Source organism: Chroococcidiopsis sp. SAG 2025 (genome assembly GCF_032860985.1).
GTDB lineage: Bacteria > Cyanobacteriota > Cyanobacteriia > Cyanobacteriales > Chroococcidiopsidaceae > Chroococcidiopsis.
On the sequence record NZ_JAOCNC010000001.1, the window covers coordinates 3,975,821 to 3,991,265 of the forward strand.

At 45.8% G+C, this 15,445-nt stretch carries 14 protein-coding genes; 7 read left to right on the forward strand and 7 right to left on the reverse strand.

The window, feature by feature from the left end; translation table 11 throughout:
- Positions 1-57: 57 nt before the first annotated feature.
- The 3 genes from N4J56_RS19210 (at position 58) to N4J56_RS19220 (ending at position 1,571) form a co-directional block, all read left to right on the forward strand.
- Entirely contained in the window at positions 58-441 is a 384-nt protein-coding gene (locus tag N4J56_RS19210; protein ID WP_317107897.1) for a Rid family detoxifying hydrolase, read from the forward strand.
- A gap of 22 nt (positions 442-463) precedes the next feature.
- Positions 464-931, forward strand: a complete 468-nt coding sequence (locus N4J56_RS19215) for a cupin domain-containing protein (protein WP_317107898.1) — start codon at positions 464-466, stop codon at positions 929-931.
- A gap of 100 nt (positions 932-1,031) precedes the next feature.
- Positions 1,032-1,571, forward strand: a complete 540-nt coding sequence (locus N4J56_RS19220) for a universal stress protein (protein WP_317107899.1) — start codon at positions 1,032-1,034, stop codon at positions 1,569-1,571.
- A gap of 304 nt (positions 1,572-1,875) precedes the next feature.
- Here the strand turns inward: N4J56_RS19220 and N4J56_RS19225 are convergent, their stop codons facing one another.
- From N4J56_RS19225 to N4J56_RS19235, 3 genes are all read right to left on the reverse strand, one after another.
- Positions 1,876-2,037, reverse strand: coding sequence for a hypothetical protein (locus N4J56_RS19225; RefSeq protein WP_015156182.1), 162 nt, complete (start codon positions 2,035-2,037; stop codon positions 1,876-1,878).
- 90 nt (positions 2,038-2,127) lie between these two features.
- Positions 2,128-3,090 (reverse strand): hypothetical protein, encoded by a 963-nt coding sequence (locus tag N4J56_RS19230; protein WP_317107900.1) that lies wholly within the window; start codon positions 3,088-3,090, stop codon positions 2,128-2,130.
- Between the two features lie 108 nt (positions 3,091-3,198).
- Complete coding sequence (locus tag N4J56_RS19235; protein ID WP_317107901.1) at positions 3,199-3,516, reverse strand: hypothetical protein; 318 nt, start codon at positions 3,514-3,516, stop codon at positions 3,199-3,201.
- Positions 3,517-3,663: 147 nt separating this feature from the next.
- Between N4J56_RS19235 and katG the strand changes: the two genes are divergently transcribed.
- Positions 3,664-5,892, forward strand: coding sequence for a catalase/peroxidase HPI (katG, locus tag N4J56_RS19240; protein WP_317107902.1), 2,229 nt, complete (start codon positions 3,664-3,666; stop codon positions 5,890-5,892).
- Between the two features lie 387 nt (positions 5,893-6,279).
- Here katG and N4J56_RS19245 read toward each other — a convergent pair whose 3' ends face one another.
- From N4J56_RS19245 to N4J56_RS19255, 3 genes are all read right to left on the reverse strand, one after another.
- A complete protein-coding gene (locus N4J56_RS19245; protein WP_317107903.1) occupies positions 6,280-7,872 on the reverse strand; it encodes a DUF1565 domain-containing protein in 1,593 nt (530 codons plus the stop codon).
- A gap of 229 nt (positions 7,873-8,101) precedes the next feature.
- A complete protein-coding gene (locus N4J56_RS19250; RefSeq protein WP_317107904.1) occupies positions 8,102-8,383 on the reverse strand; it encodes a hypothetical protein in 282 nt (93 codons plus the stop codon).
- 54 nt (positions 8,384-8,437) lie between these two features.
- Positions 8,438-8,920, reverse strand: coding sequence for a PPC domain-containing protein (locus tag N4J56_RS19255; RefSeq protein ID WP_317107905.1), 483 nt, complete (start codon positions 8,918-8,920; stop codon positions 8,438-8,440).
- A 451-nt stretch (positions 8,921-9,371) separates the two neighbouring features.
- Here N4J56_RS19255 and N4J56_RS19260 point away from each other — a divergent pair, with 451 nt between their 5' ends.
- Positions 9,372-9,722, forward strand: a complete 351-nt coding sequence (locus N4J56_RS19260; RefSeq protein WP_317107906.1) for a hypothetical protein — start codon at positions 9,372-9,374, stop codon at positions 9,720-9,722.
- A complete protein-coding gene (locus N4J56_RS19265; protein ID WP_317107907.1) occupies positions 9,719-11,710 on the forward strand; it encodes a CHASE2 domain-containing protein in 1,992 nt (663 codons plus the stop codon). Before N4J56_RS19260 ends, N4J56_RS19265 begins: the two co-directional genes overlap by 4 nt.
- A 10-nt stretch (positions 11,711-11,720) precedes the next feature.
- Here N4J56_RS19265 and N4J56_RS19270 read toward each other — a convergent pair whose 3' ends face one another.
- Entirely contained in the window at positions 11,721-12,383 is a 663-nt protein-coding gene (locus N4J56_RS19270; RefSeq protein WP_317107908.1) for a response regulator transcription factor, read from the reverse strand.
- A gap of 1,706 nt (positions 12,384-14,089) precedes the next feature.
- Here N4J56_RS19270 and N4J56_RS19275 point away from each other — a divergent pair.
- Entirely contained in the window at positions 14,090-15,034 is a 945-nt protein-coding gene (locus N4J56_RS19275; protein WP_317107909.1) for a VCBS repeat-containing protein, read from the forward strand.
- Positions 15,035-15,445 lie beyond the last annotated feature (411 nt).

A 15,445-nucleotide genomic window follows, 5' to 3' on the forward strand; every position in this document is an offset into this window, starting at 1 on the left:
TACATATTCTAATAACAACATCAATACAGACCTGTCTGTATTTAATAATTGAAATCTATGTCTAAACGAGTCGTGTATGCACCAGAGGTAGCAATTCCTGTCAAAGCCTATTCCCAAGCTATCGATACAGGAAGCTTGATATTTTGTTCGGGACAACTGGCTTATGATGCTCAAAACGATGTGGCGATCGCTGGTTCGGCAGCAGAACAAACTGAGTTTTTGATGGAGAATATTAAAGCTGTTTTAGCTGCGGCTGGTTTACAGTTGCAAGACATAGTAAAGACAACTATTTACTTGACAGATATGACTGACTTTGTCTCGGTTAACGAAGTGTATGCTAGCTATTTTGATACCGAGCCGCCAGCGCGATCGACCATTGGTGTATCTGCTTTAGCCAAGGGAGCCAAAGTCGAAATAGAAGTTATTGCTAGTAGAAATTAAAATCTCAATAGGAGTTAGAGTCATGACAGCAATTGACTGCGAAGTTAAGCATGGCGAAAATTTTACTGTAGCCAATATAGGTAAGTTATCACAGCTAAATCGTTTTTTATTTCAGCTACCATCGAGAGCAATTGAAGTTGAAGGCAAGTTATTCATCAAGCAAATTTTAGATTTAACAAGTTGCGAAATATCCTTCAATAAGTTACCAGCAAAAGCAGCAATTCCCTTTTACCACAAACACAAGCAAAATGAAGAAGTTTATCTCTTTATACAAGGTAAAGGAGAATTTCAAATTGATGGGAAAGTTTTTCCGATCGTGGAAGGTACAGTAGTACGAGTTGCTCCTGAGGGTGAGAGAACTCTCAGAAGTATTTCAGATGAAGATTTGGTCTATATTGTCATTCAATCTCGGGCTAATAGTTACGAGGGACATACAATTTTAGATGGTGTAGCAATAGATAAAAAAGTGAGCTGGCTAAATTCTGACTAGCATCCTCACAACTTCCTCAAAGTTTTTTACTAATTTGTAAATGGGTAGAGAACAGTAACCAATTACCAATTACCAACAATACATTTGGAGGTAACTTCATATGTTTCAAAAAATATTAGTAGCGCTCGATACATCTAGCCTCAATCGAAGCGTTTTTGAGGCAGCACTAGGCTTAGCAAAGGCACTTAATGCCAAGGTCATGCTATTACACGTACTCTCTGCTGAAGAAGAGGGCAGCCCAGATATTTATATAATGTCCCATGCAGACTACTATCAGGGATATGGGATGAGTAGCGAAATCATACAAATGCAACACCAGCGATGGGACGAGTTTGCAAATAAAGGACTGGAAATGCTGCAAAGTCTTACAGATGAAGCAACTTCGGCGGGAGTGAAAACGGAGTTTAGTCAGATAGCTGGTAGTCCTAGCCGTACTGTTTGCGAGTTTGCGCGAAATTGGCAAGCTGACTTAATTATTATGGGTCGTCGGGGTCACTCTGGTTTGAGCGAATTGTTTATGGGTAGTGTCAGTAACTACGTCCTGCATCACGCTCCCTGCTCCGTGCTTACGGTACAACATCCAGGGGTGAATCGCGATACAGAAGCAGAACACGTTACACCTGCGATGAGACATTGTTAATGAAGTCATGCATTCGTAGGAGCGGGTTTATGCAGAATTCTTATCGGAGTTAGAATTATTTAGTAAACCCACCCGCACATAAGTCAAAAGACTTTAACTAATCAAAACTTTGGTAAAGGCGATCGCTTACAGTTGTATCTACTTTGTCTACTTTTTTGGCGAGCATTTGGTGGAAAATGTAGACAGTACTGGGAGCAGTACTGTAGTTACCAGATGGATTGCGGATCGTACGCGATCGCCATTTCTGACATTTACAGCTTTTTGTCAGAGAGCGGATCGAGGCATGAATACGCGAAAAGTTCTATCAATCAGCAGGCGCATCACCCGTTTTAGGAACTTCACCTGCTTCTGAAATAGGATCTTCTGGGTTTTCACTGTCCTCAACCGCAGGAGATTTAACTTCTACTTCTGGTGCCACTTTTTGTTGAACTTCAGAGGTAACTTTCTCTTGTTTTCGATCTGTCATAACTCCTCTCCTCTTTAATTAGAACTGGAGTCCATTCTAAAAAGATTCTCAATATTCATTCCTCTTCCTAAAAGATTGTTTGTGGCTGCGTCATGAAAAATTCAAGCAGTGAATTGGTGGCAGATCTGAGGCAAACTGTTGCCATGTCAAGCCAGCATCCTCTGATAGGAAGATCTGACCGTTACTCGTACCAAAAACAGTTCTATCCTTTAACGCCACAAGGCTTCCCGTATCAATGTTGTGCGAAAACCACTGCGGCAAACCTCGATCGCACTTCTCGAAAGTCCCCGCTCGGTCGAGCGATCGCCGATAAATTGCTGCCTTAGCACCAGATGGACCGCTAGAAGTACTTATCAAGACCGTCTCCCCACAAACAGCAACAGCGCGGGAGTACGTGGAGTGTAGGTTAGCTCGATCCAAGCTCCATGTATCGCCTCTATCTGTACTCGTAGCCAATCCCTCTGCTGTAGCTGCTAGCACGACACCAGGACGATCTGGAACGGTTATGACTTGGTGAACATCCCAGTGCAAATTGATAGTTGGCTGCCACGAACGTCCGCGATCTTGGGAACGCAAGATGCCACCAACGTGTACGTTGGCGTAAAGTTCGCCTGATTGTCCTCCTGCTATGGAGCGGACATCTGGCGATCCGCCCCAAGGTGTATACCACTCGTCTCGTCCTTGAGCCGTGTCAAAACTTTGGATGAATTCAATGCCACCATCTACAATCCAGAAAAGATGAGCATGAGATGTGCCGACAAGAACTTTCCCACTCAGTGGCTGAATACAATTCAACTGCAAATCTTGAATACTTGGGGCTACTACTTGCCATTCACCTTCAGAATCCCGATGCCATACCGACTTGCCATCAACCACCGCCCATAGTCCGTTCAGGCTTGGAGCGATCGCTGTAACACTGTGACCTTCCAGTTCAATCCACTGCTGGGATGCTGTAAACCATACCAAACCGGCAGATGTTCCTACTGTTAATGGATGCTCCTGGTTTATACCAGTTTCTTTTGACGCTATTTTTTGTTGCACAAATTCAGTCATATCTAGACTCCCTTTCCCGATCTCTCCGGTTGGCTCAGACAAAAGAGAATTGCGGAATTAACTTTCTAAACATATTTCTTTAGTTTCACTCTAGCACCTTCGGTAGTCCTACACAAGTAAGGATGTAAGGCGATTCATATGCCTGCTCACACCTTGCCCATTACCTTGCGCCAGTGCGATCGTCTCTCTCGCGTTGGTTGGGTTGAGTCTGCGAAACCCAACATCCACCTGCATCCCCTGAAGGGGATGTTCAGATGCAATGTGAATGATTGGGAAGGACAACGATCGCATCCAGTTGACTGTAACCGATGGGGTTGAATCGGCTACAGGGGATTGAATGTCAACAGGAGAGCGTATTGGGTTTACTCTGTCGTTAACCCAACCTACGCCGCGGGCGATCGCACTACGGGAGATCGGAGATCGCACTTGTTACAATAGCTTAAGGGTGCTGCTAAAACGGACTCATATCGATTATGATTAAATTCGTGACTATTTCATGATAATTTAAATCGCTTTCTCGGTAGCTCTAATTTGCAACCGTAGATGAGCGTTTTTCCAAAGACAGGAGATAATATGAGCAGCGAAAGCGGATGCCCGTTTACAAGCGGAGGTCAGAAACTTACAGCTCGTCATAAGCCGTCGAACCGAGACTGGTGGCCGAAGTATTTGAATCTGAGCATCCTTCACCAGCACTCACCCCAGGCTAATCCTATGGGGGAGGCATTTAACTACGCTGAGGAGTTCAAGAGCCTTGACTTAGCTGCCCTCAGGGCAGATATCTTCGACCTGATGACCACTTCTCAGGACTGGTGGCCAGCCGACTACGGTCATTATGGACCACTCTTCATCCGGATGGCGTGGCACAGCGCAGGCACGTATCGGATTGGCGACGGTCGCGGCGGCGCAGGTTCCGGTAGTCAGCGGTTTGAGCCGCTCAACAGTTGGCCCGACAATGCCAACCTCGATAAGGCGCGCATGTTGCTTTGGCCCGTCAAGCAGAAATACGGCAAGAAAATCTCGTGGGCTGACCTGATGATCTTCGCAGGCAACTGCGCCCTGGAGTCGATGGGCTTCAAGACGATCGGCTTTGCAGGTGGGCGTGTGGACGTTTGGCAGCCAGAAGAGGACATCTACTGGGGGTCTGAGAACGCGTGGCTTGGCAGAGAGCGTTATGACGATGACCAGGTACTCCTGAATCCCCTTGCCGCCGTTCAAATGGGTTTAATCTACGTGAACCCGGAAGGACCGAACGGCGAGCCCGATCCGGTTGGCGAAGGGCGCGATATTCGCGAGACCTTTGGTCGGATGGCGATGAACGATGCCGAAACGGTTGCGCTCACCGCTGGTGGGCATACCTTTGGCAAATGTCATGGTGCCGGCGAATCGTCGCACGTCGGTCATGACCCTGGGGGTGCCAGCATTATGGAGCAGGGACTCGGATGGAAGAGCACCTTTAACACGGGTATCGGCGTTGATGCGATCACCAGCGGCATCGAAGGCGCATGGACCCCGACTCCGACGCAGTGGGACAACAGTTATCTCGAAACCCTGTTCAAATATGACTGGGAGCTGACCAAGAGCCCCGCTGGCGCGTGGCAATGGAAGCCCAAGGGCGACGCTGGTGCGGATACGGTGCCCGATGCCCACGATCCGTCGAAACGCCACGCCCCAATGATGACTACGGCGGATATGGCCATGCGGATGGACCCCATCTACGAACCGATTTCGCGGCATTACCTCGAACACCCAGATGAGTTTGCTGAGGCGTTTGCCAAGGCGTGGTTCAAGCTGACGCACCGCGACATGGGACCCCGATCGCGCTATCTCGGCCCGGAGGTGCCAGCAGAAGAATTCTTGTGGCAAGATCCCATTCCCCCAGTCACCCATGAATTAATTGATGAGCAGGACATCGCTGCTCTCAAAGACAAGATCCTTGCTTCGGGATTGTCCGTCTCCCAACTCGTTTCGACCGCTTGGGCATCGGCATCAACATTCCGCTGCTCCGACATGCGCGGTGGAGCCAACGGAGCGCGGATTCGTCTCGCGCCTCAGAAGGATTGGGAAGTTAACCAGCCGACTCAACTGGCAACGGTGCTGCAAACCCTAGAGGCGATCCAACAGGAGTTCAACAGCTCGCAATCTGGCGGAAAGCAGGTTTCGATCGCTGATTTGATCGTTCTGGGCGGATGTGCAGGTGTCGAACAAGCGGCGAAAAATGCCGGTCACGACGTGACGGTTCCCTTCAAGCCAGGACGCACGGATGCGCTGCAAGAGAAAACAGATGTTGAGTCCTTCGCCGTGCTCGAACCGACTGCGGACGGGTTCCGCAACTACACTAGCGGCAAACACAGCGAATCGCTCGAAGAACTGCTAGTCGATCGGGCGCAATTGCTGTCCCTGTCAGCCCCTCAGATGATGGTTCTCGTGGGCGGCTTGCGCGTTCTGGGTGCGAACTTTGGAGGGTCCAAGCACGGTGTCTTCACCGATCGTCCAGAGACGTTGACCAATGACTTCTTCGTGAACCTGCTCGACCTGGGCACGACGTGGAAGGCGACTACTGAAGATGAATATGAGTTCGAGGGGAGCAGTCGCAAGACAGGCGAACTCAAGTGGATCGCTACTCGTGTTGACCTCATCTTCGGCTCAAACTCTCAGCTACGCGCCCTCGCGGAAGTCTACGGATCTGAGGACTCGCAGCAGAAATTTGTGCATGACTTTGTGGCGGCATGGGACAAGGTGATGAACCTTGACCGCTATGACCTTCGTTCAGTCTTAGCGCAAAGCTCTTCGAGGGGTTTCTAAGCGTAACTTCAACCGATCGTCGGGCGATCGCAGGTTGAGGCTACGTAAACCTGTAGAAATCCTGAGCGCAGGTGGAAATCAGAGACAATGATGAGGGCGGCGTTTCAACTGGCCTTGAAACGCCGCCCTAGCTTTAGGCGCTTACGTCAAAGCTGTCAGCCCTGTCAAGGTGAAGAAAAATTGGGTAATTTATTCCAAGAGCCGAGAGAGTAAGTCACCCAAGTTTGAGAGGGAAGGTGGATGTTAAGCGCAGTGTTTGAAAGATTTGTGCAACAGAGTCATTCAGTTGTGTAAACTTGTGAGTGTCCCCGTTAAAGCTTCATCGATGTTAGTGGAATAGGGAGAAATCTGTTTTCTTTTGATTCATGCAACAAAGCCAGAATCATCTCAAAAAGGCGTTTCCTCTTTCTCACCCACAAACCACAACCCCTTTGCTGGAGCCAAACTTTCAGCTACTGTTGCTAAAGAAACGAAAGGTTGTCCTTGAGATTCTTGCACGCCATTACCTAACCCAGGCACGTCAAATGCGACTAAATTTTGCAAAACTTCAGTCGCTTTTTGCGCCATCTCTGGGTTGAGACTGAGAACTAGATTATTCTGGTGACAACTAGGCTGGATCTCCTTGACCAAGCAAACTCCAGGTTTTTCATCGACTGCGCCGACTGTCAGCAGTAAGTTCTTCAGATTGCCTCCATTTTCCGCAACCAGCTGGTTCAAACGTTGCGTCACGACTTGGCAGAGCTGTTCGGGAGTTAAATGAGTTGGTATTAAGTCTTGATTCCAAGTCAGCGTCGGTTGCGGGATCGATGCACTCCCTTGCTGGGCGATCGCGGTGATGCCAGTACCCATCTTAGCGCAGCTAAAGCTAGTAGCTTGCTCCCCTTGGGGTCGAACTGGAATTTGAGCCACAGTAGGAGTTCGAGCTGAAGTAGAAGCGTCACTAGTTGGCGACTGGGAACCTTCAACTATATCAGTAGGAGTTGGTGCAACTCCTTGAGGGACTCTAGAGATCAACTGCTCCTGGAGTCCATTATCTTGTAAGTCGTTGTTGCCCACTTTTGGCTGAGCTTCACCGATGACGACTAATCCATATTCGCTATTGTTGGCGATCTGATTGCCTTGTAAAGTTGGGCGAGCCTTCTCTGTTACGACTACGCCATTTCTGCTCTCTCGAATTTGATTGTCTGCTACTAATGGAGTCGAGCTACCACCAATAGCCAAACCGAAACCATTGTTCTGAAACACGTTCTTCCGAATTTCCCCTTTTGCCGCTCCAGTGACGGAAATCCCATTCGCCTCGTTGTTTGTCAACAAATTGTTTTGAATTTTAGGATTGGCAGTGCCAGTGACAAAAATGCCTTCTCGTTTGCTATTAGTGAAAGTATTGTGACGAATAATCGGATTGGTAGACTCTACCCAGATGCCAGTACCGCGCGTGTTGGGATTAGTAATAGTGACACCGCTGATTTGACTATTTTGCGCAGCTACGAGAGTGCTATTTTGGCGAGTAAAGAAAACCTGGCTCGAATGCTCTCCGCCACCGACGATCGCTACTCCTTCACCCTGCTGGGATTCGTTCCCTTTGAGAAACACTCCTGGTTTGAGTTGGAGTGGAAAGGTTTCCCCAGTTTGATACTGACCGGGAGCTAATTGAATAACCGTGCCAGATTCCGCCTGTTGCAGGGCGTAGGTAATTGTCTTTAAAGGAGTAGATTCCCGCGTGCCAGCAGAAGCAGAGTTTCTACCTTGTTGTGGGTTGACATACAAAATGCGTTGTTGTGCGAGTTTTGCTGGTTGTGCGATCGTTTCTGGCGGTACTACTTGCAGGTTAGCTAGAGCAGTTAAGGGTACGGCACTAGAAAAAGCTAGCGTGCCGCTCAGTATAGAAGCAGGTATCAATACTTGACGAGTGTTCTGGAATTTCATGTCTTCACCGAAGCTTTTTGGTTCTTCAGTATCTACTTTGCTAATTGGCTGCATCAAACTCTCAAAACCTTTACTAGTAAAAGCTTTAGCTAGAATTATCTCTTAATTTAAGAATAAAAATGGCTACGACCTTTACCAGAAAGGATATGAAGGCTATCAAAAAAAGAATTAGATTGCTAAGTACGAAAAAACACTTTTAACCGCTTACAAAAGTTTTTGTAAGACAACCCTATCTACTGCATCTCAAGCCGAGCAAAGGAGTTGATTTATAGGAGGGAGATTGCTAAATATTTGGTACTGTAGCAACGCTGATCTTGCCTTCCTCAATCACAAAACTATCTTCTGGAGTTGTGGCATTAATACTGCCAATTCCTTCTACATCGATCTGACAAGTACTTTCACATACTGTTTGCGATGCTCCAGCTGCAAGATCAATTTCTTCTGTATTCTCGCCTTCTGTAATTGTGACTTTATGAGGCTGGCTATCTTTATTTACTAGTTCGACTGCAAAAGCACTCGTAGCACTAAGTAAAACGATTCCTAAAGCTATAACGATCTTCTTCATTTCTTTCTCTCGTGTCCTGGACTTCTTGTTTTAGTGGAATTGACAACTTAACTTTTATTGTCTTCTCTTTAAATCTCTGCTACCTTTGTAAACTGCTAAACCATATTCACATTCATCAGCTTGACAGCCATGCATGATAACTCGCACACGATATTCACCTGCTCGCCGTGGAGTGAAAGTAACTACAGCGGAATCATCTGCATCAGTATCTTGTATAATTACATTATTTCTATTATCCAATAGCTGCAAATCAACATCATTAGCATTATCGTCACCAACAGCTACAAAGCCGTACCCTGAACCTCGGCTTATTCTAAAAGGTAGTTCAACTATAGCCCTTGGTTTAAGAACACCGTAGCGTGGTTCGACCGGACGTTGGAAGCCCTGCGGTCGCAATTCTCCCTTAGCAATTCGATCCAAAAGGCGACGCATACTCACTCCTCCAGAGTCTACTACGGCAATGCTAACTACAGGTACTAAAAGTGCAATGCCGCTAATAAGAGCGATCGCAGATTGAATCTGAGTTATTTTACGCATTTTGTTCTCCTGTTAAAACAATTTCTTCTACATGCCTAACCTTTGGAGGTTTTTCAGTCAATAAATTTAACTTGAGAGCATCTTTGTGGCTGCTTCATTAGGCTAATTCGGGTTAATCAGAATACTTTGGATTTCCGAAAAACTATGCTCTTTACAAAAAAGGAAAGCCAAGAAGAGAAGTAAAGAAGATACCTTTTTTATGGCAATAAATTACTATTTCTCGCACTTGGTGAATGGACAAACTGAACGACTTGCACTTGGTTGAATTAGTCTCAACCTATATGTTGACTATCCTAAATATTTTGTGCGCCCCGAACCAGAGGGAAAAGCGCAAATAAAATTGCGCGTTTACGCAAGTCTATTGAGTCCAATCTAAGATAAATTGTAAAGGGCTAGCTATTTCTAAGCGGGGAGCGCGATACCTGCTCTGCTATTAAGGAAAATTCCACTTATGGGCAACTTTTCCTATGCTACGCTTTGTCAAGCACTCTTATTACTAAGCGTTCTAAATTTTCCAGCTAATACTAGCCAAATTTGGGAAGGCACTGGACGGGTGATTAGTGGAGTTGGGAAGGGAGGTTCAGTGGAGCTGCGCTTAGAAATTGATGGAGCGGTTGTAACATCTGTGTCTGGTCCTCCACTACATGGGACAATACAAACAACTCCTGACTTAAACGGCACAATCGAAACACAAACAGGTATTTGGTATATAGAGCGATGTGGTGAAGAGTTGTGTGTCAATTTGCAGCAGCATCACCCCCAGCAAACAATCTTCTACCGCCTGATGCCCAAGAATCCATGAGCAGAAGATGGAAAATTCTCAACATTTGGCTCCTATCAGGGGTTGGCTTGAGTGCTGTTTGGAGCTTAGTTTTGAGTGCAGTCTTGAGCCAGTTACCGCTGGTTGGGCAACTAGAGCTGAGAATTCAAGATAATTTGATCCGACTCCACAAACCAAGCATTCTACCGAAAGAAATCTTATTAGTGACAATCGATCGCCCTATTGCTAGACCAGAACACAACTTCTACGCCGAGCTAATTCGAGGACTAATTGATAAAGGCGCAAAAGTTGTCGTCTTAAATTTACCTAATTCGATCAGGCGACCTTTAGATAGTAGATTAGAGAATTCTCTCAAGCAGGCGATCGCCAAATTTTCAGACCAAATCGTCTTAGTGACGTATATTAAAAAGCGCTCTCATCCACTTCCTTCAGTAATACCTGTTTACCATCATCTGCTGCCGTTCGATCGCCAGAGCATCAAACCGCTAATTGCTCCAGAGCAGGTGCATGGTTTTTTTGAATCCGAGGTGGGTGTGAAAGATCTAACTAGTCCAGCTCGCCAAGCACACTTGGCAGGAGATTTCCACTATGTAGAAGACTTTCACCAAACACACCAAGTCAAATCGGTGGCGGCGATCGCTTTAGAAAAATTCTCTTCACCTTTAGCAAACCCAGCAATCGTTCAAATTATTGAGAACGAGAACACACCTCTGACTCAAATTGCTGTGAATATCAACTTCTGGGGTCCGGCGGGAACATTCCCCCGCCTCAAGATCTCATCTATCTGCGCTGCGGCTGCGCCATTGAAGCGATGTAGCGTGTCTCCTACTCACCCAGTTACTCGGCAAGTTCGCCATAAATTAGTCTTGCTCGATCTACCCAAGGAATATTTAACTTCATTGGGAGTGCTGTCTCCGTTTGGCAATCGCATGTCAGTTGGAGAAGTGCAAGCTAATCTCATCGCTAGTTTAATGACAAATTCATATCTCAAAACAACTCCTCAATGGTTGAATTACATAGTCAATACGCTGGGAGCCATTTGTCTTGGTCTGCTCATCACTGCTGGGATAGTCGAACGCCCAACCAAATCTATTCGAGCCAAAATTTGGCTTTTTGGAGGAATTTTAGGAGGTTATACTGGTTTATGTCTTTTAGCCGCTTGGCAGGGGTCGCTCGTGCCGCTAGCAACACCAATCGTAATTTGGCTGGGTTCGGGCGCTTTAGTCGCTGTTTGCTTACAACTGGCATGGAAACAGCATCAGCTGCACCAGCAGCGACAAGCACTAGCAGAACGACAGGCAGTCCTCTTGCAAGCGCGCAAACTACTCCATCGAGTGGTGACGGACATCCATGACGGTCCGCTCCAAGAACTGAAGCTGGTGATGGATGGTATAGAACTGCTAGCCATCAACCATCCAACTGTCAATCCCAACCCTTTGTTAGACAAGTTAGAGGCAGTTGGACGCGAGCTGCGCGCTCAACTGGGGAATACTCGCACGATCGCAGAAAAACTGGAGATTACACCCGAGCTAGAAGCTGGTCTAGAGCGGGGGATGCGCCAGCATTTGCAACACCTAGTCCAGAAAGGAGAATTGACACTCTCGATTCAGGATAACTTGCAACCCCTTTTGGAACCTCAATCGGATAGTCGCTGGATCGATGCGCGTGAAGATATTTTTCGTTTCTTCAAAGAGGCGATCGCTAATGTCATTTGTCATGCCCAACCCCCAAATGGTTCTGCCACCGAAATTTCCATTAGCTTGACTCAGAAAAGAAGCCAATGTACGCTCCTGGTTGAAAATAATGCAACTCGACCCGCTGCTGCTACCTTAGAAAGTCCCAACAGAAGAAAGTCTTGTGGTGGGTACGGTACGAAACTGATGGCGACGATTGCGGCAGAATTACCAGGCGGACACTGGGAGCGCATTTCTCAAGCAGATGGCGGGATGCAGGTGAGACTGGTTTGGACTTTACATGCTACTCCACGAGACAAAACCAAAGATGAGTAATCTCCTGTGTCTAGCAAACAATTAGCTTGCGATCGATCGCCGCCATACACACAGCGACGCGGGAGTTGGTATTTTGTCCGTCGAGCGGCTCAATGTCCAATTTTGCCTTGAGGCGCTGCACGTAATTCTGAGCTGTTTTGTGAGAGACGTGCATTTGTTGGGCGATCGCCCGATCTGATAGCGCTTGATTGCATAAAAGCTCGAGAATTTCCAACTCCTGTGGGGTGAGTTGCATATCCTTGATCAAATCGCGATGAATTTTCAGTTGTCCCTCCAGGGCGCAACGAGCGCCTTCCAAGAAAGCATTTCGTCTTTCCATCTTGTTAACCGCGACAAAACCACCTTGATGTTTACTAATCTGCGGTATCAGTTGTCTGAGGCAGTTTGGTTCGCTGCTGTAAACGAGGATGTTGAGTCTCGGGTAGCGCTGGAAAATCTGTTTCAACATTGCTAAACCTGGCTTGGCTGATTGTCCGCCTCCCACCGTACCAAACTGCAAATCGACGACTAAAAGATTGGGGATGTCTAGCTCGAGCTGCTCGATTCCCTCCGCGGGCGTATTAACACCAACACAGGTACACTGAGGTGCTAGTATTCGTAAAAACTCACAGTTGTTCTGATTGACTTCAGGATGATCTTCAATCACCAGAAAAAAGGATGGCTTGCAGTTCATGGATCGAAAGTATTTTTAAGTTAGTTATTTGCGTTTTCTCAAAGGTAAAGTTGACTCGGCTCGATTGCAAGGCAATCTCTAGTATGAAACAGTGCTAAACTGAGTTTTTGAGTTCGGTTCAATTGATTTAAAGCTTCGTTTGTCTCAGCAAGAATTGTCTTGCCAATAGTTTAAAGCTTGACTAGAAGAAAGATATGTTTTTGACTTGAGATTTTTCAGCCAAGGAATAGAACTGAAAAACAGTGTCTTTGAAGTAGCTAAGTCGAGGCTGTTTCGGAACAATTTCAATCCTTTAGAGTTGGGAAAGACTACGCTTTTGTGGAGAGCGATTTCCTGCTAACAGCAGTCAAAATAATTTCTCCTGATTCAAGCTAGCAATTTCACTAGGGTACTCAGCCACTTGACTAAGCTGAGTTGGGGGTTTATGTCTACTTTTTTAGCGAGCGCGATCGTTTCATAGTTTCTCGTAAATTGTGCCGCATTCTAATCAGCAAGCGGTAGCGAGTCAAAGGTAATACTGCCATGATTTTTAGAACTCCGATAAATGGTGAGTTTCTCTTTGGCAGATACTGCATGATTAAATCTTTTATTTGAAATAACGATACTTATCTGTTTATTAACCTTGTAGCATACTCCCTTAGAGGATATTTACCAAGTAAATCGTCTGTTTTGTTACAAAGGGTAATTATTGATTTTGAGCAAAATATAACCTCAGTAATGCTTGAAAAGGTCTAGCTTTCAAGCGCTAGTTTAAAACCTCTAAATGCCGCATAGAAGCCTTGCTCGCAAAAACCTTCTCAGCGGTTCCTCGATAGGAAAAAATCTTAAATTGAGTTAGACGAGCCAAATAAACTCATAAATAGCTTAGCTCTCTCAAACTAGGTTAACTAATTTGAAATGACCCAAATATACTTAAATATAGTCAGTAACTGAATCTGTTTCCTCTTGCTTAACTTTATATCGTTTTCTTTTTTAATCTAAAATAAATTCATGTTTAGCAATAATGTACCAACTGCTTACTTCAGTTCATTGGTATTACTAAATTGCTTGTATTCTCAATCTATAGAAGATATGCACGTACAAATAAACTTCGCGTCTCAAATTTTCGGGGTCGTTATTTATTTGAGCCTAGTTTAAATCGCTCGTCTGTCCTCAGAGAAAATTGGCAATATAACACTTGAGAACACTTTCTCCTACTATCTTTTAGCCGATTGAGCTAATGTGTCTCTACACGTAGTTATCTCTAGTGTATAAATCTTAATAATCACTGAGTTTAGAAAAGAGTACATTAGATTTTAAAGCCCTTTTCAAAGGAGCTTAGTAGAGAACATCATGAATCGGCTATTTCTTGCTCGTTGGCTTCTCGTAGTACTTGGCTCCTCGCACATAAGCTAGACTCTCAGTCTTCAACTCAGCTACAACTCTGTTCTCTATAGGGCTGCTCTATGAGTTATAGAGATAGCTTTGTGGAGTCAAAAATGTATGTTAAAAGAAAATCTTTAACATTATCTCGGTTTTCAAACTATCTCTTAAACGAGCGCGGCACTGTCGGATGATGCCATCTGAGAAATGGTGGCAGAAAACGGTCGTCTAGCAACAATCACACGAGTCCTGTGGCTGAGAATATCAAAACTTATGTTCGGCGATTGTCATAGCTTAGAGCGCTCAGATCGCTAACTTCTAGCATTAATTGGGAAATTCAAGATATGAAACTACCAAAACCGATCGCAACTCTTTTTTTTGTTGCAGAATTACTACTCGTGGGAATTCTCCCCGCTGCCGCTAGTTATGGTCGCTGGGATGTGACATACAACGGATATGGTGATACGAATTACACTGCTGTTCCTGCCGACTATGATGGCGATAAGAAAGCTGACCTCAGTGTTTGGGGTAACAATGGAGCTTGGTATCTCGACTACTCTGGCAACGGTTATGGTAGTTGGGATGCTTCATACAACGGCTATGGCGATACTAACTACACTGCCGTTCCTACCGACTATGATGGCGATGCCAAAGCCGATCTAAGCATTAGAGGTAACAGCGGAGCTTGGTATATCGACTACTCTGGCAACGGCTATGGTCGCTGGGATATTACATACAACGGATATGGCGACGCGAATTACACTGCTGTTCCTGCTGACTATGATGGCGATAAGAAAGCTGACCTCAGTGTTTGGGGTAACAATGGAGCTTGGTATCTCGACTACTCTGGCAACGGTTATGGTAGTTGGGATGCGACATACAACGGATATGGCGATACGAATTACGCTCCCGTTCCTGCCGACTATGATGGCGATGCTAAAGCCGACCTAAGCGTTAGAGGTAGCAACGGAGCTTGGTATATTGACTACTCTGGCAACGGCTATGGTCGCTGGGATGTGACATACAACGGATATGGCGACGCGAATTACACTGCCGTTCCTGCCGACTATGATGGCGACAAGAAAGCTGACCTCAGTGTTTGGGGTAACAATGGAGCTTGGTATCTCGACTACTCTGGCAACGGTTATGGTAGTTGGGATGCTTCATACAACGGCTATGGCGATACGAATTACGCTCCCGTTCCTGCCGACTATGATGGCGATGCTAAAGCCGACCTCAGTGTTTGGGGTAACAATGGAGCTTGGTATATTGACTACTTTGCACTTTAACCGGCTCTGCAGATAGCAGAATCTGAGGCTTGAGTAGTAGGCGAACAAAAATGTACGTGCTTGTTCAACTTTACCTAAAAAGAATCAAGCAAGGCAGGTGTTGAGCGAACGCTTAAATGCTTCCTTTGTCTACGTTTTGGGCAAGCGCGTACAAGTATCGTTCCATTGCTACCAAAACCCCTAACTCAGCCGTTTCAGCAAGGTTTCAGCCAGATTCTATGGTGCGGTTACATGCTATTCATTCTTTATTGCAAGATAGCTTTTCTAAAACTGCACTAGACACTATTGACAAACTTTAGAGACATATCTGCCTGACTTATATCTAAAGAAGTAGCTTATGAAACTACTATGTTTATAAGGCTGCTTGAGCAAGAGTGTCTTAACTAAGCTGCTGACAAAACTCTAAAGTTA